Source organism: Syntrophotalea acetylenivorans (assembly GCF_001887775.1).
In the GTDB taxonomy this organism is placed as follows: Bacteria; Desulfobacterota; Desulfuromonadia; order Desulfuromonadales; family Syntrophotaleaceae; genus Syntrophotalea_A; species Syntrophotalea_A acetylenivorans.
Genome location: NZ_CP015519.1, coordinates 1,113,753 through 1,135,284, shown reverse-complemented (window position 1 = coordinate 1,135,284; position 21,532 = coordinate 1,113,753). Strand labels below are relative to the sequence as shown.

The 21,532-nt window shown below is 51.2% G+C and carries 18 protein-coding genes; 13 read left to right on the top strand and 5 right to left on the bottom strand.

Features of this window, described 5'->3' with window-relative positions; genetic code table 11:
- Window positions 1-19: 19 nt before the first annotated feature.
- Window positions 20-2,362 (top strand): penicillin-binding protein 1C, encoded by a 2,343-nt coding sequence (gene pbpC / locus A7E78_RS05185; protein WP_072283238.1) that lies wholly within the window; start codon window positions 20-22, stop codon window positions 2,360-2,362.
- A gap of 64 nt (window positions 2,363-2,426) precedes the next feature.
- Here pbpC and A7E78_RS05180 read toward each other — a convergent pair whose 3' ends face one another.
- Window positions 2,427-3,491, bottom strand: coding sequence for a TIR domain-containing protein (locus tag A7E78_RS05180; protein ID WP_072283237.1), 1,065 nt, complete (start codon window positions 3,489-3,491; stop codon window positions 2,427-2,429).
- Between the two features lie 697 nt (window positions 3,492-4,188).
- On the opposite strand from A7E78_RS05180, the gene A7E78_RS05170 reads away from it, so the two are divergent.
- On the top strand, window positions 4,189-4,530 hold the full coding sequence (locus A7E78_RS05170; RefSeq protein WP_072283235.1) for a zinc ribbon domain-containing protein YjdM: 342 nt from the start codon (window positions 4,189-4,191) through the stop codon (window positions 4,528-4,530).
- A 239-nt stretch (window positions 4,531-4,769) separates the two neighbouring features.
- On the opposite strand, the gene gloA is transcribed toward A7E78_RS05170, so the two are convergent.
- The gene (gloA, locus tag A7E78_RS05165; protein ID WP_072283234.1) at window positions 4,770-5,150 is read right to left on the bottom strand and encodes a lactoylglutathione lyase; all 381 of its coding nucleotides are present in this window, start codon (window positions 5,148-5,150) and stop codon (window positions 4,770-4,772) included.
- Between the two features lie 411 nt (window positions 5,151-5,561).
- Between gloA and A7E78_RS05160 the strand changes: the two genes are divergently transcribed.
- The 4 genes from A7E78_RS05160 to A7E78_RS05145 all read left to right on the top strand — a co-directional run bounded on the left by A7E78_RS05160 (window position 5,562) and on the right by A7E78_RS05145 (window position 9,808).
- The gene (locus tag A7E78_RS05160) at window positions 5,562-7,127 is read left to right on the top strand and encodes a tetrathionate reductase family octaheme c-type cytochrome (RefSeq protein ID WP_083553193.1); all 1,566 of its coding nucleotides are present in this window, start codon (window positions 5,562-5,564) and stop codon (window positions 7,125-7,127) included.
- A gap of 9 nt (window positions 7,128-7,136) precedes the next feature.
- The gene (locus tag A7E78_RS05155) at window positions 7,137-7,742 is read left to right on the top strand and encodes a cytochrome b/b6 domain-containing protein (RefSeq protein WP_072283232.1); all 606 of its coding nucleotides are present in this window, start codon (window positions 7,137-7,139) and stop codon (window positions 7,740-7,742) included.
- A 414-nt stretch (window positions 7,743-8,156) separates the two neighbouring features.
- Window positions 8,157-8,435: an ACT domain-containing protein gene (locus A7E78_RS05150; protein ID WP_072283231.1), complete on the top strand. Its 279-nt coding sequence runs from the start codon at window positions 8,157-8,159 to the stop codon at window positions 8,433-8,435.
- Between the two features lie 11 nt (window positions 8,436-8,446).
- Window positions 8,447-9,808, top strand: coding sequence for a PFL family protein (locus tag A7E78_RS05145; RefSeq protein ID WP_072283230.1), 1,362 nt, complete (start codon window positions 8,447-8,449; stop codon window positions 9,806-9,808).
- 140 nt (window positions 9,809-9,948) lie between these two features.
- On the opposite strand, the gene A7E78_RS05140 is transcribed toward A7E78_RS05145, so the two are convergent.
- Window positions 9,949-11,232, bottom strand: a complete 1,284-nt coding sequence (locus tag A7E78_RS05140) for a GGDEF domain-containing protein (RefSeq protein WP_072283229.1) — start codon at window positions 11,230-11,232, stop codon at window positions 9,949-9,951.
- A 313-nt stretch (window positions 11,233-11,545) separates the two neighbouring features.
- The gene (locus A7E78_RS05135; RefSeq protein WP_072283228.1) at window positions 11,546-13,795 is read right to left on the bottom strand and encodes an inorganic phosphate transporter; all 2,250 of its coding nucleotides are present in this window, start codon (window positions 13,793-13,795) and stop codon (window positions 11,546-11,548) included.
- A gap of 431 nt (window positions 13,796-14,226) precedes the next feature.
- On the opposite strand from A7E78_RS05135, the gene A7E78_RS05130 reads away from it, so the two are divergent.
- Together A7E78_RS05130 and A7E78_RS05125 are read left to right on the top strand one after the other, a co-directional pair.
- Window positions 14,227-14,664, top strand: coding sequence for a hypothetical protein (locus tag A7E78_RS05130; protein WP_072283227.1), 438 nt, complete (start codon window positions 14,227-14,229; stop codon window positions 14,662-14,664).
- Window positions 14,665-14,866: 202 nt separating this feature from the next.
- A complete protein-coding gene (locus A7E78_RS05125; RefSeq protein WP_072283226.1) occupies window positions 14,867-15,091 on the top strand; it encodes a hypothetical protein in 225 nt (74 codons plus the stop codon).
- A gap of 244 nt (window positions 15,092-15,335) precedes the next feature.
- On the opposite strand, the gene eno is transcribed toward A7E78_RS05125, so the two are convergent.
- On the bottom strand, window positions 15,336-16,628 hold the full coding sequence (gene eno, locus A7E78_RS05120; RefSeq protein WP_072283225.1) for a phosphopyruvate hydratase: 1,293 nt from the start codon (window positions 16,626-16,628) through the stop codon (window positions 15,336-15,338).
- Window positions 16,629-16,708: 80 nt separating this feature from the next.
- Here eno and A7E78_RS15575 point away from each other — a divergent pair, with 80 nt between their 5' ends.
- The 5 genes from A7E78_RS15575 (at window position 16,709) to A7E78_RS05100 (ending at window position 21,466) form a co-directional block, all read left to right on the top strand.
- Entirely contained in the window at window positions 16,709-16,840 is a 132-nt protein-coding gene (locus tag A7E78_RS15575; protein ID WP_256359857.1) for a hypothetical protein, read from the top strand.
- A gap of 140 nt (window positions 16,841-16,980) precedes the next feature.
- The gene (locus A7E78_RS05115; protein ID WP_145924849.1) at window positions 16,981-17,997 is read left to right on the top strand and encodes a PhoH family protein; all 1,017 of its coding nucleotides are present in this window, start codon (window positions 16,981-16,983) and stop codon (window positions 17,995-17,997) included.
- Window positions 17,987-20,401, top strand: coding sequence for an HD family phosphohydrolase (locus tag A7E78_RS05110; protein WP_072283224.1), 2,415 nt, complete (start codon window positions 17,987-17,989; stop codon window positions 20,399-20,401). The genes A7E78_RS05115 and A7E78_RS05110 overlap by 11 nt, the downstream gene beginning before the upstream one ends.
- On the top strand, window positions 20,304-20,759 hold the full coding sequence (gene ybeY, locus A7E78_RS05105; protein ID WP_072283223.1) for an rRNA maturation RNase YbeY: 456 nt from the start codon (window positions 20,304-20,306) through the stop codon (window positions 20,757-20,759). Before A7E78_RS05110 ends, ybeY begins: the two co-directional genes overlap by 98 nt.
- An 8-nt stretch (window positions 20,760-20,767) precedes the next feature.
- A complete protein-coding gene (locus A7E78_RS05100; protein ID WP_072283222.1) occupies window positions 20,768-21,466 on the top strand; it encodes a diacylglycerol kinase in 699 nt (232 codons plus the stop codon).
- Window positions 21,467-21,532: the final 66 nt, after the last annotated feature.

The following is a 21,532-nucleotide window of genomic DNA, read 5'->3' as shown; positions in this document are numbered from 1 at the left end:
GTCCTTTGGGTTTTTGTCAATGAAAAGAATTTTGCGGTCAGTCGTGCTCGTCGTGCTGGTGGTCTCGGCCATTATTTTTGCCATTCCTAAGCCGCAGTTGTTGAATTCTGAGACGACCTCACGGGCTTTCCTCGATCGCCAAGGTCGCTTGTTGCGCCTCACCCTGGCCGGGGATGATCGCTACCGCCTGCAGGCTCCGCTGAGTGAGGTTGCCCCGGAGTTGCGGGAAGCTACCCTGCTTTACGAAGACCAGGACTATTACCGCCATTTCGGAGTCGATTTCCAGGCACTGCTGCGGGCGTTCTGGAGCAGTTATGTAACAAGGGAGCGCCCGGTCGGCGCCTCGACCATCACTATGCAGGTGGCACGGCTGCGCTGGCGCCTGCAGACCCGTAGTCTTTCCGGCAAGCTGGTGCAAATCCTGCGCGCCCTGCAGTTGTCCCGCCATTACAGCAAAGACCAGATCTTCGAGGCTTATCTCAATCTCGCCCCCTATGGCCGGAATATCGAGGGAATCGAAGCGGCCAGCCGGATCTATTTTGATAAGCCCGCCAGGGATTTGAGCCTGCCAGAAGCCTTGAGTCTGTGTGTTATTCCGCAGAACCCCGTCAAACGTAACCCCACTACGACTCAAGGGTTCGCCGCCCTCAAGGTCGCTCGCGACTTATTGTTTCAACGCTGGAAAGCCCGGCATCCCGAGGCGGTTCGGATGCAATCCTTCTTTGATTTGCCTTTGCAGGTTCGCCCGCCGGAAAAATTACCCTTTCGCGCTCCCCATTTGATTGCTGAGCTTGACCAGCAATTATCCACGACCCAGCAGGGGCGTATTGAAACAACTATCGATAGAGACCTACAGCGCTTGGTTGAGCAGAGGGTGGCCAATTATGTAGACCGGAGAAAAAAGTTCGGCATTACCAACGCGTCTGTGGCCATCCTCGATTATCGGACCATGGAGGTAGTGGCTCTGGTCGGCTCGGCGGATTTCTGGAATACGTCCATTGACGGCCAGGTCAATGGCTGCAACGCTCTTCGTTCCCCCGGATCGACCCTAAAGCCCTTTGTCTATGCCCTGGCTATGGATCAGGGGTTGATCCACCCCATGACCATGCTCAAGGATTCTCCGCATCGATATGGAGGCTTCGCTCCGGAAAATTACGACCAGGCATTCCTTGGCCCCATGTTGGCCCGAGACGCCCTTATTGCCAGCCGCAATGTGCCGGCTGCCGCCCTGCAGTCTCAATTGGCCAAGCCGGGGCTTTACGAACTGCTCCAAGCCGCCGGGGTCGCGAAGCTACAGGATGAAAGCTATTACGGTTTGGCCCTGGGTCTCGGCGGCGTTGAATTGACCATGCTCGATTTGCTCAAGCTCTACGCCATGCTGGCTAATGGCGGCCAGATGCAACCGTTGCGATTCCTGACGGATGCGCCAGCGGCGGCGGAGGTGCCAGCATCGCTGAGTCCCGAAGCTTGTTTTCTGGTTCTGGATATCCTGCGTGATAATCCGTCAGGGGTGCGGACATTGCTTCCCGGCCAGAACAGAAGTGGTCTGCAGGTTGCCTGGAAGACCGGCACCTCCCACGCCTTTCGTGATGCCTGGGCAGTCGGCATTTCCGGCCCCTATGTGGTGGCAGTGTGGATTGGCAACTTCGACGGCACCGGCAATCGTGCCTTTACCGGGCGCAAGGCCGCCGGACCTTTGTTGTTCGAGATCTTTACTAGCCTTAGCCACGGCCAGCCCTGGCAGGCCATCGGCCGCCTTAAGCCCGGTCTGCTTAATTTAGAGAAAGTCGCCATGTGCGCAGACACCGGCGATCTGCCGGGTCGGTACTGCCCCCGTACCAGCGAGTCCTGGTTCATCCCCGGGGTCTCTCCGATTAAAGTCTCGACTATTCATCGGGCTGTTTCCGTGGACAAGCAGAGCGGCTTAAGAACTTGCAGGCCGATACCGGGCCGAACCGAACTGCGCGTCTTTGAATTTTGGCCCTCCGATCTACGGAGCATCTTCCGCCAAGCCGGTTTGTCTCTGAAAAATCCGCCGGTTTTTGATGAAGATTGCGATCTTGATACCCAAAGCAGAAGCGGAACGCCACCCCTGATCCAGTCACCGACAGCTCATATCGAATATCGCTTGCGTAGTGAAACCCTGGATAGGGAACAAATCCCTTTCAGTGCTGTGGCCGATGGAGATGTACGACAGCTGTACTGGTTTGTTGACGATAGGTTTGTCGGCACGTCCAAAGCGGGAGAAACCTTTTTCTGGTCACCGGTCAGCGGCAGCTTTACCGTGAGAGTGGTCGATGATCATGGTCGGGCCGATCATCGATCAGTGCGGGTAGGGATGGTTCCGGATAGGGAAAATTAAGAAACGATAGTTCCCGGCAGGTTTACGGCTGTTTTTATTGAGCATATACTCATAAACAGTTTGTCTATGCAACGCCCATTGCCCGTTTAATTTGGATACAAACCGGGTCGAGGGCAGTCTTTAGATTGTCGGCAGATCGTCTTGAATACATCGCAACCGTAACACCGACTAAGTCCGATGGGAGGTGTATCGGATCGTCCTTACATAGAACCATGAAAGTATGGGCTCTTCCTAAGGTTCCCGTGAATAGCCCAAGTTCAAAGACGATATTATCTCTTGGTCCAAGTCTTTCGGTTTCATTTTTAATCAGGATGTCATCAACTGTGAGCACAATAATGGCGTAATCAAAGTCAGCTGCGATATTTACAATATTTTCAAAGTTTTCGCTTGAAATCTCCTGGGTCCATATTGTGCATTCTGCAATGGCTTCTAAATCGGCTTGAATGGTCTCGGCAATATGAAGACCTTCGATTGAAGAGCTAACAAAAACCCTTGGTTGAGAATGGAATATTTTTGGTCGCAACGTTTGGCTACGCCCCGATTGGGTCGATGTTGGGCTATTAGAGGCACAGAGAGAATGGAGCAAGTCAAGAGCTTCGTCTAATTTTTCCTCGAATGACTTGTGTTTTTTATTATCTTTCTCTTCTGTTTTTAATTCTGAAACTGATCGTAATAGGTCTTCAAGAACAGGCCATTGAATTTCAAAAACCCTTTTTAAGTTTTCTTCGGTCATCATATATTTCCCTGAAAGTGTATTCAGGGAATCGATCAATCTATAGGTACTTTCTTTCTTTGCTATGGCACATTGAAACGGAGATAGAGGTCCACCGATATCGGCGGGGATGAGATCAAGAGCATAGATGCTGAGAGGTGCCGTCAAGCTTGAAGATAACGCCTCAGCTTCAAATCTTAGCCATCGTGGATGGACATTTTCTTGCGTAAGACAAATGATGCCGGCATCAGCATTCTCGAGCCTGTGCGCAATTTCAGAAGCCCAATGGGGTCCTAAGGGGATGTCTTCGGGTGATAACCAGGGTTGTACAGCCTGCAGAACCTCCGGAAGCCAATCTCTGAGCACTTCGGCGAGAGCCCGCGCCCTTTGTCCAGACCAACTAAGAAAAACTTTCATGGCGTAATCCCCATGTTGTCTTAAGCGCTTAAACCTATCTGAATGCTAAAACTTTTTAAATCTTCGGACTTACCTGGCGGACTATTTGAAGCTTTTTCCGGTTTTATCGATGGTGCGTATGTAACGTCATTGACCAACCTGGCCGGCACCGGGCAGGAGTAAGAGGGAAGACACATTATGGGAGCCTCGACCGGGGTTTAGCGGAAGAGAAAATCTTAGTCCGATTGCCCACGGTTTATCGATTGTGTATAAATTTTACCGTTTGATAAGAAGATGTCCACAGGTGATGGTGGCGCTCAAGGAGGTGGATGGTCCTGAAGGAGCGTAGATCTCGCTTGAGGTATTCTGGAAAGCATGTGGTTCAACTTTGTTGCTCTGCAATTCTGACAGAATTGGGCGTTGGCTCTCTTAGTTCCCTTGCCAATATTCCCCGGTCTCAGAGTATCCTTTTTGAGGTTCTCTTCTTCTCCGCGCCGGCTGTTCAATGTTTCCAAAATGATATTTATGATGACAAGGAATAACTACGGCACTATATTCTAGATCAATTTTTCAAATACAAGATTCCAGTATCCTTAATTTGGCCAGCAATTTGTTTAGACCGTTGCAGTGTGCAGTCGCTCATTTATGAAGCCGCAGGTCGGTTTTTTATGAAAAAGTTGCAGAAGGCTGGCAGCCTTTCCGTGGAGGAGGTTTTTGAATGAGTGATTTTCCCAGTTGTGCAAAGTGTGGTTCCGAATATACCTACGAGGATCGGGAGATGTACATCTGTCCGGAATGTGGCCACGAGTGGCTGAAAGATAGTGTTGCCGAAACGGAAGAAACCGAAAAGGTAATTCGGGATGCTCACGGCAATGAGCTTAAAGATGGCGACGCCGTGACGGTGATCAAGGACCTCAAAGTTAAGGGATCCTCGGCAGTTGTTAAGGTGGGGACCAAGGTAAGAAATATCCGACTGGTGGATGGTGATCACGACATCGACTGCAAAATCGATGGTATCGGTGCGATGAAGTTGAAGTCGGAGTTTGTGAAGAAAGCCTAGGGGGGGCAGTCCGTTTCAGAGACAGGGTTTGAGCGATCATTTGAATCGCCGCGCTACAACCAGCCTTTAGAAACATGAATGCTTTTGCCCAGCAGTGAAGCCGCTGAAGGGGTAATTGATCCCGGCTCTGTTTGCCATAAAACAGAATCGGGGGATTGGTAAAATTATAAATTGAAAACGCAGGGCGAGCCGTTTACCGGTCTCGCCCTTTTTTTTTGTGCGTCGGTCTGAAGGTATAGTCAGGTTCTAACTACTTCGACCAGATAACCGTCAGGGTCGGCAATAAAATAAAATTTCGCTTCACCGCCCGCCAACCCTTTGAGAGGCTTGGGGTTGAAACCTTGCGCTTCGTGGCGTTTGTGAGAAGTCTCAAGGTCTTTGACACCCACAGCCAGATGGGAATAGCCGTTACCTATTTCATAGGGTTCGGTTTGGTCGTGGTTCCAGGTCAACTCTAGTTCAAATTGGCCACCGGGGCTACGCAGATAGGAGAGGGTGAATTTGTAGTCGGGGAAGTCTTTTCGTCGGGAGATTTCGAAGCCAAAGGCTTGTTGGTAGAATTGTTCCGATTTTTTCAGGTCCATGACCCGAATACAGGTGTGAATCATATCGTATTTCATTGAAGAACCTCCTGTTGCCGACTGGACGCGGCTGAGTGTGAGAGTGGGGCCTTTTTTTGCAAATTCGTACCCTTGTATCTAAAATGTTCGATATCTCTTGACCAATCTCGTCTGTCAGTCTGGTTATACATTAATAAAATATGGGGCATTGATACAATACACGTTTATGATTTCTTTTGTAAATTGCCCTTGTAATAACCGCAAAAACAACTGTGTTTTTTGTTGTCTGAACTCACAAAAGGCTGATAGACTCGACTCCACGATGTTGTCGGTCAGCAAGTGCACTGCTTGAGAACCTGTTGCAGAGTCTGGGGAGGTTGCATGCGAAATAAATTCTGGCGAAGGATGGGGAGTTGGGGCTTCTTGCCTCTGGTTTTTTGCCTGCTTGCAGTTGGTTTATTTCCTGCCGGGATGCAAGCAGCCGTGGATAAAGCCGAAGACGGTGGTGTGGCTCTTGGTCGGGTCAAGGCTCGCCAAGTCTCTTCTAAACCGGTTCGCTGGGTGACGGCCGATCATAGCGCCCACCCTATATTGCAGCAGGAATTCAAATCGCCGGAAGAGGTTACAAAAGCCTGTCTCTCCTGTCATAACGAGGCCGCCCACCAGGTCCATCAGACCATTCATTGGACCTGGAAAGACCCTGCTGACGGAGAAGGGCTGATGGGCAAGAATGGCCTGACGCTTAATAACTTTTGTATTTCCATCCACTCCAATGAACCGCGCTGTACTTCCTGTCATGTGGGTTATGGCTGGAAGGATGCCTCCTTCGACTTTAGCAGCGAAGAAAAGGTGGATTGCCTGGTTTGCCATGAACGGACGGGTACTTATAAAAAATTTCCTACCAAGGCCGGTTACCCGGTAAAGGAAGCGACTAAATTCGGCAAAAAGACATTTGTGCCGCCGGATTATCGACTTATTTCTGCTTCCGTCGGTCGGCCTTCCCGTGAAAACTGTGGAGTTTGCCATTTCTTTGGCGGCGGCGGAGACGCAGTCAAACATGGTGATCTCGATTCCTCCCTGTTCAATCCCAGCCGTGACCTTGATGTGCATATGAACGCCGAGGGTAGTAATTTTAACTGTCAGCGCTGCCACACAACAGAGGCTCATTTTATCTCCGGCCGCACCTACAAACAGCCGGCCTTTACCGAACGCAAAAGCCTGATCGAGGACGACCTGGTCAAACTTATCTCCTGCGAATCCTGCCACACGGAAAAACCTCACAGGTCGGGTCATAAGGCCAACGACCATACGGATAAGGTGGCCTGTCAGACCTGTCATATCCCGGCCTTTGCCCGGGTTATCCCGACCAAGATGCAATGGGACTGGTCCCAGGCCGGGCGTAAGAAAAACGGCAAGCCCTATAAGGTCAAGGGGGAATCAGGCAAACCTTCCTACGATACCAAAAAGGGCAGCTTCGTCTGGGAGAAGGATGTTGTTCCGGAATATTTCTGGTACAACGGTCGCATGGACTATCTGCTGTTAACGGACACGATCGACGCCACCCGGGTAGTCAAACTCAATCGGGTGCTGGGTGATAAAGACGATGCCGATTCCCGGATTACGCCTTTTAAGGTACATCGGGGTAAGCAACCCTACGATAAGGGCAACAGTACGATGGCCGTTCCGCACCTGTTCGGTAAGGATCAGTCCGCCTATTGGAAGAGCTACGACTGGAACCAGGCTATTGCTGCCGGTATGCAGGCGGCAAAGCTGGATTACAGCGGCGAATATGGATTTGTCGAGACCGAATACCATTATCCCATTACTCACATGGTGGCTCCGGCTGAAAACTCTTTGCAGTGCGTCGATTGCCATGCGGAGCAGGGGCGACTTGCCACTTTGAGCGGTTTTTACATGCCCGGGCGAGACCGGCAACCCCTGGTAGACACCATCGGCTGGCTGGCGGTGGCGTTTGCGTTGCTGGGTGTGGCCGGCCACGGTTTGATGCGGTTGGTTTCAGGAAAGAAAAGGGAGTAGGGGGCTGCCATGACCATATCTAAACTATATCTCTATACCCGCTTTGAGCGTTTTTGGCACTGGATGCAGGGCATGCTTATCCTGCTGCTGATTGTCACCGGTTTTGAAGTTCATGGCGTTTATCGGCTTTTGGGTTTCGAGACCGCTTTCGCTGTACATAACCTATGTGCCTGGGCCTGGCTGGTTCTTTATGCCTTCATTGTCTTCTGGATCGTTACCACCGGTGAATGGAAGCACTACGTGCCTACATTTTCCAAAATGTTCGAAGTTATCCGTTACTACACCTCTGGAATTTTTCGTGGCGAGGCTCATCCCGTGCCCAAGTCGGAGAGGGTCAAACACAATCCATTGCAGCGTATCACCTACCTTGGTATCGTTTCGCTTCTGGTCCCCTTTCAGATGGTGACGGGGTTTATTTATTATTACTATAATCGCTGGCCCCAATTCGGTTGGAATTGGACCCTTTCCACCGTAGCGGTTTTGCACACCATTGGCGCATTTGCCTTTCTTGTGTATCTGATAGTTCATGTCTACATGATCACTACCGGCCACACCCTCGGCTCGCATCTGAAGGCCATGTTTACTGGCTATGAGAATATCGCGGGCGGTGATTAAGTTCGTCTTTTTGATCGGGACGCCCTGGTAGTCAACGGGGCGTCCGTTGTCTTTTCCCCTCCGCGCATGATCCTGATGCCAACCTCCGCGACACGATTCGATCTCTTTCCGCCTGAACCGAAATATGCACTTCTGCTGTCAGGGTGTGTGGGCGGTTGACAGGGCGCCTCAATGTGTTTAATCTTCGTCAGCATTGGCTAACAGCTTATACATTGAATCATTTGCCCGCTGGCAACTCCTGAGCGTTGCCTTGTTGCTTGTCCTGGGTGATGACAAATCTTTGAAATGATTAGTGAAGGACTGGATAAGGGATAACTGTCCCGTTCTGTTGGACTGCAGTTAGCACATCAAGTAATAGACTCTTTCGCTTATCAGGCTTTTAATACAGCTATATCAGCTAGAAAAGGAATGAACATGTCAGCAAGTCGTTTTGTTATTACGGTTATCGGTATGGACAGGGTAGGTATTGTCGCGGGGGTGACCCGGGTGATGGCCGAACACAGTGTCAATATCGCCGATATTCGCCAGACTACTATGAGCGATCTGTTTACCATGATTATGCTTGCCGAGGTTGAGGCAGAGGAGTTTGATCTGGCAGCTTTTCAGGCAGCTATGTCCGCCATCGGTAAGGACTTGGGTGTCGAAATCAATGTTCAGCATGAAGATGCATTCCGCTTCATGCACAGGATCTGAGGAGGTCGGCCATGCTTATCCATCCTGAAGAGATCCTTGAAACCATCAACATGGTTTCCCATCAGCACCTTGATATCCGTACTGTCACCATGGGCATCAGCCTGCGTGGCTGCAGCCATCCAGATATCAAGGTGTTCAACAAGAATGTCTATAACCGAATTCTGAGCTGCGCTGAGAAGCTGGTCCAGACGACCGAAGAGATCGAAAGCCTTTACGGCATTCCGGTGATTAACAAGCGGATTTCCGTGACCCCTATCGCCATTGCCGCGGAGAGTTGCGAGACCGATGACTACAGTTCTGTAGCTGAGACCCTTGATCGTGTGGCACAGGAAATAGGCGTTGATTTTATCGGCGGTTTCAGTGCCCTGGTACAGAAGGGCATGACCCACGGCGACTTGAATCTGATCAATTCCATTCCCAAGGCACTGGCTTCGACGGAAAAAGTTTGCGCTTCAGTAAATGTGGCTACCACCAAGGCCGGTATTAATATGGATGCCGTGGCTATGATGGGACGGACTATCAAGCAGGCTGCGGAATTGACCGGCGATCGTAAAGGCATCGGTTGCGCCAAGCTCGTCATTTTTGCCAACGCTCCTGAAGATAATCCCTTTATGGCCGGTGCTTTTCATGGCGTCGGCGAACCGGACTGTGTCATCAATGTCGGGGTCAGTGGCCCCGGCGTGGTCAATGCGGCGGTTCGCGCCTTGGATAATCCGACTTTTGGCGATATCGCCGAATGTATCAAGAAGACCGCCTTCAAAATCACCCGTATGGGCGAGATGGTCGGCAAGGAGGTAGCCCGCCGGCTCAACGCCCAATTCGGGGTTCTCGATCTGTCATTGGCACCGACCCCGGCCGTCGGCGACAGCGTGGCGGCGATATTGGAAGCCATGGGATTGGAAAGCTGCGGGACCCATGGTACGACCGCTGCTCTGGCTCTGCTGAACGATGCGGTCAAAAAGGGGGGCGCCATGGCCTCATCTTCTGTAGGCGGTTTGAGCGGAGCATTCATTCCCGTGAGCGAGGATCAGGGTATGATTCGTGCCGTACAGCGGGGTTCCCTTTCGTTGGACAAGCTCGAGGCCATGACCTGTGTCTGTTCCGTCGGCCTCGATATGATTGCCGTGCCCGGCGATACTTCAGCGGCGACTCTGTCCGCGATTATCGCCGACGAGATGGCGATCGGCATGATTAACAAGAAAACTACAGCCGTTCGCATAATCCCTGCACCTGGAACTGAAGAAGGGGATATGGTGGAGTTTGGCGGCCTGCTCGGCAGTGCTCCGGTGATGCCGGTGCATAACTTCAGTTCTGAGGACTTTATTGCCCGGGGCGGTAGAATTCCTGCGCCTATTCAGTCTCTTACTAATTAAGAGGCATACCAGCTGGATCACTTTTGCCTGCGGATTTTGCAGGATGGTGCTGTCTGGATGGGCGCCAATCACTGTAAGTTTTTACGCATGTGCGGAAGTTGCGGTTGACAGAGCGGTGCTTTCGGTTGCAGTTTTCACTGCTAAATATTTGTCAGCTCCGACAGGCGGGAGCTACATACCGCATCATCGGTCCAGGATGCGCGATCTTTGCCACGGGTTTTGGCCTGATAGAGTCGTTTATCGGCTCTTTGCAGTACGGCCTCCAATTCCCGGTCCAGAGGGTGGGCCGTGGCTCCGCCGATACTGATCGAACCGCGAACCAGCAACCCGTCTATTTCAAAGGGGTTGTCTCGCACTGTTTTGCATAAACGTTCCGCTATGTCCTGACACTGCTCAAGGTTGCTTTCTGGCAGTACGACCATAAACTCTTCGCCGCCTACTCGCCCTAAAATGTCGTAGGGGCGTAAAGCGGCTTGAAGGCGGCTTGCCAACTCCTGCAGAATCCGGTCGCCTATGGGATGACCATAGGTGTCATTGATTCTTTTAAAATTATCAAAATCGAGTATCAGAAGCCCAAAATTCAGTAGTGTATTGTGCGGCTTGCTTTCCTGTTCTTTTGAAAAAATGTCACTGGCCCTTGCAAAGATTTCTCGGCGGTTATAAAGGCCGGTCAAGGGATCGGTTGTGGCTAATAAATGCAGGATCTGCTGGGTTTGGGTCAGGCGATTCGCGCCTTTGACCACCAGGAAATAAACGCAGCCGAATAGAGCGAGGAGCGCTGTTCCCAGCGATAGGGCAAAAAAGGCTACTTCACGGCGGATCTTTGCGCGGTAGCTTTTGATGCTCCGCCGAATCTCGATAGCCCCCAGAACCTCTTTGTTTTTCCCCCAAATCGGTAGAAAGCTGATTACCTGGTTTGTCGCTTTTTCTCTATCCTTTCCCCCGAGACCGATATCGCTTTCTTTGCCTAGAAACGAGAAACTTTCCCCTGCCAGGGACTTATCCAGCGCCGGGGGAATAACAGTTTGCCTGGTATTGTTTTCATCTCCAGTGTGATCGACCACCCGGCGTTGCAAATCCCAGATTCTTATAAAATCAATGGCAAAAGGCTGAAAGTATTTGTGCAGGCGTTTTCCAAAGTTGGCCTTTTCGGAGTCTTCTAGTTTCAGTTCAGCGTGGCCCTTTTCATTAATATCGATCAGCAGTTTTTTCTCTTTGACCAGCAGCACCTGACAGGTGGCTTTTGCCTCGGTATGTGCGCTTTCAATGAGGCGCCAACTGTAGGCTCGATAAACACCATAGGTTGCCAACAACAGAACAGCGGTCAGACACAGCAGACCGGTCCAAAGGAATTTGCGCAACAGGACGCGTGGGTTGTCCCTGAGCCGCGGATCAAAGTCAATGCTGGCAGCAGTCTTGGGCATGGGAAATATTCCTGGTCATGTTCGGGAAACAATGTGCATTAAGCCGGTTTTATTTATCGCCGAAACGCTAGTTTGCTAGGGGTAAATCGATGATCAACAGTTTTAGAGATCCTGTTCATCACTCTTCATTTTTGTTCGGGGCAACTCTACCTAAAATTTTAGATTAGCACTCTATCACAGAGTCGGTTTGATGGTGCAAAAAATCTAATGGGCAATACTTTTGAAAATATGGAAACCTCAAACTAAAACGCCTCCGATTCTGTATTGGATCGGAGGTGTTTTAGTTTTAAGAGAACTTTGCTTTCGGTCTTTTCTAGAGAGTTTCCTCGATTTCTCCAAAGGAAAGATTGAAAATCTCCAGCAGTTCCAGATTCTGTTTGGAAAGCATCATCGCATTACCGACAATTGCATAATAAAGGATGCTCAAGCGCGTTTTGGAGGCGCTGTCCTGAATTCGTGCCACCTGTTTAATGTTGAGTTCGGCAGCGAGGTCCCGCAATTGACGATCTTTTGCCGTAAGTCGGCTGAGGTTTGCGGTCTGTTTGTGATTAAAGGTTTCTTCCACTTCGAGCAGGATTTGGTCCAGCAGTTCTCGTACCTGCTCCAGTTCTTTTATCTGTACCGGAAGTAGTCCTTTGTGATGATTGCCTACATGGGTATAGGCGCGGAGCACAATATCACGATGCCCGTCAGTGAGCTTTTGCAGACGTCGAACGGTCTGAGGATATTTATGAGTCACCGCAAGATTTTTCTGGTCAAGCAGGCGCATCGCCTTGAAAACATTGGCACTGATAATATTGGACCACTGCTGGATTTTGCTTAATCTTTTACGCTCTGCTCGCAGGCGGTCCGGACTTTGCTGAAAGAGGCCATCCAGAGACGAATCGAGGGACAAGCGGATCTCTTTAAGCAAAAAGGCCATATGTTCGAAGGTCGTCGCGACACTTTTCTGCGGATCTTCGATCGACTTGAGGTTAAAGACCGTTTCTTTTTCCGCCTCTTGGGACAAGCTGCGGTGTTTGCGATGCGCATTCCAGATCAGGCTGCCGGCAAGGGCCAATAAGAAGAGAACGCCAAAGCCTTTTCCGTAAAAAATAATGGTGGCAAACAGGCCGGCAAAGGTAAAGGCGATGATGGCTGTCATGAACCAGCCGCCGATGACGGCGAGGACGCCGGTTACACGGTAGACGGCACTATCCCGGCCCCAGGCCCGATCGGCAAAGGAGCTGCCCATGGCGACCATGAAGGTGACATACGTGGTCGAAAGGGGCAGCTTGTTGGAGGTGGCATAGGAAACAACGGCACTGGCGACCATCAGGTTGACCGAGGCCCGCAGCAGGTCGAAGGAGGGACGCTCATCTCCCCCAAGATGGGCTGCAGCAGCACGGGTGTCGAGTCGGTGGCTGATAACGCTGCGCAGGCCTTTGGGGATGATCAGGCAGGCGGTTTCAAAGATGTGCAGCACCAGGCGGACCAGCGCCCGGGAGAGAAAGATCGATTCAAAACGTTCATTGCCCTCATCCTGTTGACTGAGGCTGAGCTCGGTTTCGGTAACCGTGCGGGCTTTTTTCGAGAGCCACAGGGTCAGGACCATGATACCGCCGGCCAACAGGAGGAACAGGGTGTTCGCCTGAGCCTTCATGCCCAGGGCGCCCATGGTCGCAGTGAGGGGGTTGGCTGTTGCTGTGGCGGTTTTAAAGGCCTGGAAGCCGGCCAGAGGGACGCCAATAAAGTTGACCAGGTCGTTGGCGGCAAAGGCCATAGCCAGAGCGAAGGTGCCGACCAGAACAATCGGTTTAAGAATGTTAAACCGCAGCATTTGCCAGATTTGCAGGAAGATAGCGGAAACAAGAAAGATAATCAGAAGCAGCAGAGGAGTGTTGCTCTTGATCCAAAGCAAATTTTCCTTGGTCATGAAGGACGCGCCTTTGGCTCCTTTGACCAGAATAAAATAGGCGATGGAGGACATTGCTACACCGCCCCAAAGAGCTCCGTAGCGCTTGAGGCGCTTCTGGTAATCAAAGGTGAAGAGTAGACGGGTCAGGAGCTGCACGATAGCACCCAGGACAAATGAAATCGCAACTGAGAGCAAAATCCCCATAATAATGGTGATTGCCTTGGCCGAGTTGATGTACTGGGCAATGCTGGCGAAGCTCTCGCCGGCCTGCATGATCTTAAGCAATGACACGGCTACAGCGGCACCGAGCAGTTCAAAGACCACGGAGACCGTGGTTGAAGTGGGCAGGCCGTAAGTATTGAAAAGGTCTAGCAGAATAATGTCTGTGATCATTACCGCCAGGAAAATTGTGAGTAATTCCGGCATGGTAAAGTACTGAGGATGGAAAATTCCCTTGCGGGCTACCTCCATCATGCCACTAGAAAAAGTTACGCCGGCCATGATACCGAAACTGGCGATAACCATGATGGTTGCTCTGGGTGCTACCCGGGAACCAATCGATGAATTAAGGAAGTTTACCGCATCATTGCTGACCCCGACCATAATATCCAGAATTGCGATTACGGCGAGGATGCCGACCCCGATTAGAAGAAGTTCAGTGCTCATGATTTTTGTACTGTCCTTTCGGCCTTCGTTACGTATTTTCAGTCTCTTGGTCCCAGAAGAAGTTCAGAGAATCACAGACTGAAAACAACCGTGGTTTGTGGCGACTGTAAAGCAGGCTCAGGTCCGTGGGTTCCTTGCCGCGAAAAAATTAAGAGAATAGCCAGTATCTGTTCAGCCAGATTTTAACTTCCAACTAAGGAAACAATACTGGAAACTTCGACGGATTCCAGCATGATAATGGCCAACACAAAAAACCAAATGTTCTTAGAGGATAATTGTTAGGTTTGTATTAGGGGGCGATTTCAAATTTTTAACAATTGTCCACGTGATTCTGGACTGGTCCTTGCTTTTAACCTGTTTATAAACTCAAAAAGTTGCTGAATGTCTGGTGTGTTTGGACAATTACCGGTAGTCGAAAGGATAGCTTGACGATGGTAAAACTTACCGAAGAAACCGTTTGCCAACTGGCCATGAGCCCGTTCTATGTGTTGTATTTAGTGGCTTCAGAACATGTAAGCCCCGATCAGATATCTGAACGCCATATTGTACGCTCAATGGAGAACGGTCTGAAATGGAAAATGTCCTTAAGCGAAAATATATTTGAGCTGCTGAGGTCAAATCTGCATGAATTTTATGCAAATTTCCCCAAAGATTACAGTAAGCAGGGTAGGGCGGATTGGCAATCAGAATTATTATCGGTCAAGAAAGTTCTGGAGAATGTCGAAGGACCACCCGCCATGGTCGATGACTTTAAGGATGCTCTTGTCTCTCTAGGAAAATTTGTCGCTGCGGGTGGGGCATTTCGGCAGAAATTAGATGATGGTCCCATGCAGAGACAAGCTGAATGGCTTGCGGGAGTGTTTTCTTAGTCAGATTCGGATCGCGGAGAGGTTCTGGTGAAGTTTCTGCCCTATGGCATCGTCAATTACCGTAGGAGAGTGAACAATCCATCTATTGATTTTGCCTGATATATTCACCATGTCACTGGATCGACAAGGAAAGACCGGTCATGGTAGAATTTAACTATCGTGATAGAAGGATGCCTTTGACGGCTAGAAAGGATATATAGCTATGACCAAACTGTACGAATGCGGAAAATGTGGTGTGGTCAGCAAAGAGCAAACCCATCTTTGTTCTCCCGTTTCGGTTGAAAACATGCACTCTTACTGCGGTGCATCGGGCGATGCGTCCTCGATGTGCGACAGCATTAGAGAAAAGGCCGAATTTACCTGCACGACCTGCGGCCGGACTGCCGAAAGCCCTGAATTGATCTGTAGCTCAATCAGGCTTCACTGATTGAATGTTTTTGTGAGTTTACTTGCATCTTTGAGAGGGCCAGGCTTTTTGTCTGGTCCTCTTTCATTATGGTTGGTGGCCAGTCGATTATGAGCCAAGGTCGATGTCACACCGCACCTTCTCTGAAACGTCTGGATTCAATATTGTTTTTGGAAAAGTGATTGGGCAGGGGGTAGTTCTGAAGGCAGGTCAAGGGACCGCAGCATGCTGCGGTCCCTTGACCTGTTGTGCGTTTCGGCAGGATCTACTTCTGGCGCAGGTTGTAGAACACCTGGCGGCCGCTGAAGCGGGCGCTTTCCGCCAGTTCATCTTCGATGCGCAGCAATTGATTGTACTTGCAGACGCGGTCGGTACGGCAAGCCGAACCGGTTTTGATCTGACCGGCGTTGGTGGCTACGACCAGGTCGGCGATGGTGGTGTCTTCGGTTTCACCGCTTCGGTGAGAGACGACAGCGGTATAGCCTGCCCGCTTGGCCATTTCGATAGCGTCGAGGGTTTCGCTCAGGGTGCCGATCTGATTGAGCTTGATCAGGATCGAATTGGCGATGTTCTTGTCGATGCCTTCCTGAAGGATCTTGGTGTTGGTGACGAACAGGTCGTCGCCGACGATCTGGATGCGCTCACCGAGTTTGTCCGTCAGCAGCTTCCAGCCGTCCCAATCATTTTCCGCCATGCCGTCTTCGATGGAGATGATCGGATAGCGATCGACCAGGTCGGCGTAAAAATCGACCAGTTCGGCCGGGCTCTTTTTCGGCTGGGCTTCGTTTTCGAGCAGGTAGTGTCCGTCCTGGAAGAGTTCCGAGGCTGCTACGTCGAGAGCCAGAACCACCTCGTCGCCCGGCTTGTAGCCGGCGGACTTGATCGCTTCCATGATTACTTCCAGAGCTTCTTCATTGCTCTTCAGGTCGGGGGCGAAACCGCCCTCGTCACCGACGGCGGTGTTGTAACCGCGGTTCTTGAGGACATTCTTCAGGGCATGGAAGATTTCGGTGGACATGCGCAGGGCTTCGCGGAAGCTGTCGGCCCCGGTCGGCATGATCATGAATTCCTGAATGTCGACATTGTTGTCGGCATGAGCGCCGCCGTTGAGAATATTCAGCATCGGCAGGGGCAGCTCGCGAGCGTTGGTCCCACCAATATATTGGTAAAGAGACAAACCAACTTCTTCAGCGGCAGCGCGGGCGCAGGCCAGGGAGACGCCGAGCAGGGCATTGGCACCCAGGTTACACTTAGTCTCGGTGCCATCCAGGTTAAGCAACTTCTGGTCGATACCGACCTGGTCGGTGACTTCCCAGCCGATCAACGCTTCCGAAATAATTTCGTTGACGTTAGCAACAGCTTTTTCGACGCCTTTGCCAAGGTAGCGGGACGGATCGCCGTCACGCAATTCCAGGGCTTCTCGTTCACCTGTCGACGCACCACTCGGTACTGCGGCCCGGCCCATAACGCCACTTTCTAAGATGACTTCGACTTCAATGGTTGGGTTCCCTCGAGAATCCAGAATTTCCCGGGCATAAATATCGACGATTTCACTCATGACAATCCTCTTTTATTTAATGAAAAATTATTTCGGCCAGCGGCCACACAAGTGCGTATATATAGCATAGGATAACTAAAATGAAAGAAAAATTTCCTTCTGGTGTATCGGCTCAGGTACAAAAAGAATTGATTTTACACGGTGGCAGTGCTATGAAGAGGCCAGCAACTTTGCCCGGAAAAATGCTTTTCCCAAGAAAGCAAAAAGGGTGAATGGCTAAGAAAAAATGTAAAGTGCAAGGCGCGCAATTGTCGAGGGATGAGGCGTACCCAGGTACGCTGCAGTGACGAGAGCAATTGCTGCAACGCAGCAGTTGCTGAGTTTTTGCGACGTCATCAAAAAAGGACCCTTTTTGAGTAACGGAATTATCCGCGGGAGCTTTAGCGCCGACGATCAGCAACTGGCCAATCTCCTGTTCGGTCAAGCGAATAAACATCTTAAGCAGATCGAAAAGACCCTGGATGTATCCATTAACTCCAAGGGGTTCGATCTTTCCATTCAGGGCGATCCCGCCCAGGTCGAGTTGACCCAGCGACTGCTGGGGGAGCTGTACGGCTTGTTGCGCCAGGGCTATCCCCTCTATCCCACCGATATTGATTATGCGGTGCGGATTCTCAGCGCCGATTCTCGGGCGCGCCTCGGAGATATTTTCCTCGACACCATTGGTGTTTCCGCACGGAAAAAGCGTATTGCACCGAAAAGTCTGGCCCAAAAGAGCTATATCGATGCCATTCGCGGCAACGATATTGTTTTTGGTATCGGTCCGGCAGGGACCGGCAAGACTTACCTGGCGATGGCCATGGCAGTCTCCTTTTTGCTTAAAAAGGAAGTGGCCCGCATTGTGTTGGTGCGTCCGGCGGTGGAGGCCGGCGAGCGGCTCGGTTTTCTGCCCGGCGATATTGCGGAGAAGGTCAATCCCTACCTGCGGCCTCTCTATGACGCTCTGTTTGATATGATGGATTACGATAAGGGGCAGGAACTGATCGATAAGGGAGTCATTGAAGTGGCACCGTTGGCTTTCATGCGCGGACGTACCCTTAACGATGCTTTTGTCATCCTTGACGAAGCTCAGAATACTACTGTAGAGCAGATGAAGATGTTTCTGACCCGACTCGGCTTCGGTAGCCGGGCCGTTATCACAGGAGACATCACCCAGATCGATCTGCCGGTTGCCCGTAATTCGGGCCTGATCGACGCTACTCGTGTACTGCGCGGTACCGAGGGGATCTGTTTTACTCAATTTACTGATCGCGACGTGGTTCGGCATCCCATCGTCCAGGCTATTGTAAAGGCCTATCAGCGTTCTTCTTCTGCCGCGGAGCAGCGTCAATCCGGCGTCTCCGACTCTAGAAAGACCAATGACCAATAACGACCGCAAACAGGAAGGCATTTCCCGCAAGGGCAAGCGTTCCTTCGTCCTGCATCCTTCTATTAAAGAAATATTTTCAGAGCATCAGCAGCGCTATTTGCTAATGGTTGTTCTGGCCCTGCTTTTAACGGTGATAATTATCCCTAAAGGGGGCTTCGTTCCTGGCTATTATTCTCCAGGAGATGTTGCGTCCAGGGATATTAAGGCGCCAAGAGATTTGCTGGTCCCTGATGTGCCTCTGACCGAAGAGAAACGAGAGGCGGCAGCTCAAGCTATCTTGCCCCTTTATGACTTTGATCCGCGTACCGCTGTTGAGCTGACTGAGCGCCTGATGGCCCTATTGGCTCAAGCTGGCTCGGTGCAGGAAAAAAGCCCCGATGAAGCAGGGACGACCAAAGATAATGACCTTGCGCCGTTGGCCGGTTTGAGTGCCGATCAGCTTGTGCTGATGGCGAGTTTAACCGCCCGACCCGGCATTGAGGTACAATTGCAGCGATTGGTGGCGCCGATCATGGCTCGCCTCACCGTTGGCAACAAGCAGGTCTTTGAGTCAGGTTGGGGCGGCGCCATCGTGGTTCGCGATCTTGTCAGTCAGACGGACAAGACGCTGCAGGATGCTACTCAGGTGATCGGTATCGGTGATGCTCACAACCTGCTGGCCGCTCGTCTGCAGCAGAACAACGATTGGACCGGTGCCGAGAGGGACCTGTTGTTTGACCTGATGAAGGGTTTGATGCGCCCCAATTTGACCTTTAATCAGAGCGAGACGGAAGAACGACGGAGCCGTGCTCGCGAACTGGTTAAACCGGTGCTGTTTCAGGTAAAGAAAGGTGAAATGGTCGTGCGGGAAGGGGAGCGGGTCACTGAAGATCAGATCCGCAAGCTGAAGGCCCTGCGTGGTATCAGCGGAGGCCATCACGGACTACTTAACGGTACCGGATTGCTGATTGGTATTTTGTTACTGCTGTTTGCCGGTCATCGCTATGCCAAGCGCAATATCAGCAAGTATCGGCCAAATACCCGAGATCTGCTCTTTCTGGTGATGGTTTTTATCGGGCTGTTTATCTTGATTAAACTGGCCATTTTTATCTGTGCGGCCATGGAAACGGCTTTTCCCTATATCGGCTCAACCAGCTATTACTATGCCTTCCCTTTCGCAGTGGGGGCAATGCTCGTGCGTATCGTGCTCAATTCCGAAGTGGCATTGATTTTTTCTCTGATCTTTGCCGCCTTACTCGGGATTATGTTCGGCAACAACCTCTTTATTACGATTTACGCCTTGATCGGCAGCCTCACCGCGGCCCATTTTGTGCGCCACTGTCTGGTGCGCAGCACCCTTTATCAGGCCGGTTTGCAGTTGTCGCTGGTCAATGTGTTGCTGGTGCTGAGTATTCATCTCATGGCCGGTCACGGCCTGAATAGTCAACTGCTCTACAAGGCCGGTTTTGGTCTTGCCGGTGGTTTTTTCTGTGCGGTTCTCGTTACTGGTTTGGTACCATTGGCGGAAACTCTGTTCAAGTATACTACGGACATCAAACTCCTTGAACTGGCCAATATGAATACTCCGGCGTTGCGCGAATTGATGATTCAAGCCCCCGGCACTTACCACCATTCCATTATTGTCGGCAACCTGGCCGAGGCCGCGGCTGAAACCATCAATGCCAACCCCCTAATGGCGCGTGTTGCGGCTTACTACCATGATATCGGCAAGATTCGTAAGCCTCTTTATTTTGTCGAAAATATCGGCGCCCAGGAGAACCGGCACGACAAGTTATCGCCATCCATGAGCGCTCTGATTCTCATGTCCCATGTCAAGGATGGCGTCGATACGGCTCGCGCAAGCAAGCTTGGTGAGACTCTTGTTGATATTATTCACCAACATCATGGCACCGCTCTGATAAAATTTTTCTATGACAAGGCCAAGAATCAATCCGGGCCCGGAACGCAACAGGTTGACGAGTGTGATTATCGTTATCCCGGTCCCAAGCCCCAGACCCGGGAGGCAGCCTTGATCATGCTGGCCGATGCCGTTGAAGCCGCCAGCCGGACGTTGACAGATCCGACTCCGGCCCGAATACAGGGCATGGTACAGAAGATCATCAACAATATCTTTATTGACGGTCAACTCGATGAATGTGAACTGACCCTCAAGGACTTGCACAATATTGCCAAGAGCTTCAACCGTATTTTGTCCGGTATTTTTCACCACCGTATTGATTATCCGGAACCGGTACATAAAGAACGGGACAAAGAGCCGGCAAAAAAAGAAACCGTTAAAAAAGAACAGGGCAAAAGGAAAAGCAGCGATGATTCAACTGGAGAACCGGCAAAAGAATCAAAAGATAGAGGAAGCGAACCTAAAAAAGGTAGCACAGAAGATCTTAAACGACTTGGCATGTCCTGACGGCGAGCTTTCCGTGGTGATCGTCGACGATCCCCAGATCAGAGAGATCAACCGCGACTACCTGCAGCGCGACTGGCCGACCAACGTGATATCATTTGCCATGCGAGAAGGAGAGGGTGGAGAATTTCATCCCGAACTGCTGGGGGATGTGGTCATCTCCGCCGATACCGCTGCTCGTGATGCGGCCGAGGCCGACTTGGCCTTTGAAAGCGAACTCTATTTCTTGCTCTTGCACGGAATTTTACATTTGTTCGGTTATGACCATGAACGGGGAAGCGAAGAAGATGCTCGCTGCATGGAGGAAAAGGAGCGAACTCTGTTCGCTTCTATCCAGGCCGAATTTCTACCTACCCTCTGAGGTTGCTCATGAAGCCGACCGGACTTTGGGCCAGTTTCAACTGTGCCATCGAAGGTATTCTCTGGACGGCCCGCACCCAGCGCCATTTGCGTTATCACCTGTTGGTTGCGGTGGCGGTGTTGGTGGCCGCCCTGTTATTTCGTGTATCCTCCCTTGAATTTATTCTGCTGGTGTTCGGCATGGTGTTGGTGTTCTTTGCCGAACTTCTTAATACCGCTATTGAGGTGGTAGTGGATATGATTTCTCCCGAGTACCATCCCATGGCCCGGCGGGCCAAGGATGTTGCTGCCGGGGCGGTTCTTATGGCCTGTATAGGCGCTGCGGTTATGGGCTACCTGGCTCTGTCCAATTATTTCTTTCCCCTTGAAGGGGAGGGCGTTCCCCTGTTGGCCCGTCCGCCCGGGAATCTGGCCGTCGTTTCGGTGCTGGTGGTAACCATTCTGGTCGTGTTGATCAAAACCCGTAGCCCCCAGGGCAGTCCTTTACACGGCGGCATGCCCAGCGGCCATGCCGCTTTCTCATTTTCCGTTGCGACATCGGCCATTATGTCCGGAGCAGGCTACCTGCTTAGTTTACTGGTGTTGGCCATGGCAGTAATGCTCAGCCAGAGCCGGGTTTTCCTGAAGATTCATAGTTTCATAGAGGTGCTGGTGGGGGCTTTGATCGGTGTGGTAACGACTGCTCTGCTCTACCTGTTTTTCAGCTGATCCGCTTTGCAATGGCCGCAGGTGTGGGTTTCTTTCAGTACGAAAAGGAGAACAATAGTTGGACAG

What these genes read in the sequence shown, in the direction of transcription:
- pbpC (WP_072283238.1), top strand. Translation starts at nt 20, where the DNA reads ATGAAAAGAATTTTGCGGTCAGTCGTGCTCGTCGTGCTGGTGGTCTCG.
- A7E78_RS05180 (WP_072283237.1), bottom strand. Translation starts at nt 3,491, where the DNA reads ATGAAAGTTTTTCTTAGTTGGTCTGGACAAAGGGCGCGGGCTCTCGCC.
- A7E78_RS05170 (WP_072283235.1), top strand. Translation starts at nt 4,189, where the DNA reads ATGAGTGATTTTCCCAGTTGTGCAAAGTGTGGTTCCGAATATACCTAC.
- gloA (WP_072283234.1), bottom strand. Translation starts at nt 5,150, where the DNA reads ATGAAATACGATATGATTCACACCTGTATTCGGGTCATGGACCTGAAA.
- A7E78_RS05160 (WP_083553193.1), top strand. Translation starts at nt 5,562, where the DNA reads ATGCAAGCAGCCGTGGATAAAGCCGAAGACGGTGGTGTGGCTCTTGGT.
- A7E78_RS05155 (WP_072283232.1), top strand. Translation starts at nt 7,137, where the DNA reads ATGACCATATCTAAACTATATCTCTATACCCGCTTTGAGCGTTTTTGG.
- A7E78_RS05150 (WP_072283231.1), top strand. Translation starts at nt 8,157, where the DNA reads ATGTCAGCAAGTCGTTTTGTTATTACGGTTATCGGTATGGACAGGGTA.
- A7E78_RS05145 (WP_072283230.1), top strand. Translation starts at nt 8,447, where the DNA reads ATGCTTATCCATCCTGAAGAGATCCTTGAAACCATCAACATGGTTTCC.
- A7E78_RS05140 (WP_072283229.1), bottom strand. Translation starts at nt 11,232, where the DNA reads ATGCCCAAGACTGCTGCCAGCATTGACTTTGATCCGCGGCTCAGGGAC.
- A7E78_RS05135 (WP_072283228.1), bottom strand. Translation starts at nt 13,795, where the DNA reads ATGAGCACTGAACTTCTTCTAATCGGGGTCGGCATCCTCGCCGTAATC.
- A7E78_RS05130 (WP_072283227.1), top strand. Translation starts at nt 14,227, where the DNA reads ATGGTAAAACTTACCGAAGAAACCGTTTGCCAACTGGCCATGAGCCCG.
- A7E78_RS05125 (WP_072283226.1), top strand. Translation starts at nt 14,867, where the DNA reads ATGACCAAACTGTACGAATGCGGAAAATGTGGTGTGGTCAGCAAAGAG.
- eno (WP_072283225.1), bottom strand. Translation starts at nt 16,628, where the DNA reads ATGAGTGAAATCGTCGATATTTATGCCCGGGAAATTCTGGATTCTCGA.
- A7E78_RS15575 (WP_256359857.1), top strand. Translation starts at nt 16,709, where the DNA reads ATGAAAGAAAAATTTCCTTCTGGTGTATCGGCTCAGGTACAAAAAGAA.
- A7E78_RS05110 (WP_072283224.1), top strand. Translation starts at nt 17,987, where the DNA reads ATGACCAATAACGACCGCAAACAGGAAGGCATTTCCCGCAAGGGCAAG.
- ybeY (WP_072283223.1), top strand. Translation starts at nt 20,304, where the DNA reads ATGATTCAACTGGAGAACCGGCAAAAGAATCAAAAGATAGAGGAAGCG.
- A7E78_RS05100 (WP_072283222.1), top strand. Translation starts at nt 20,768, where the DNA reads ATGAAGCCGACCGGACTTTGGGCCAGTTTCAACTGTGCCATCGAAGGT.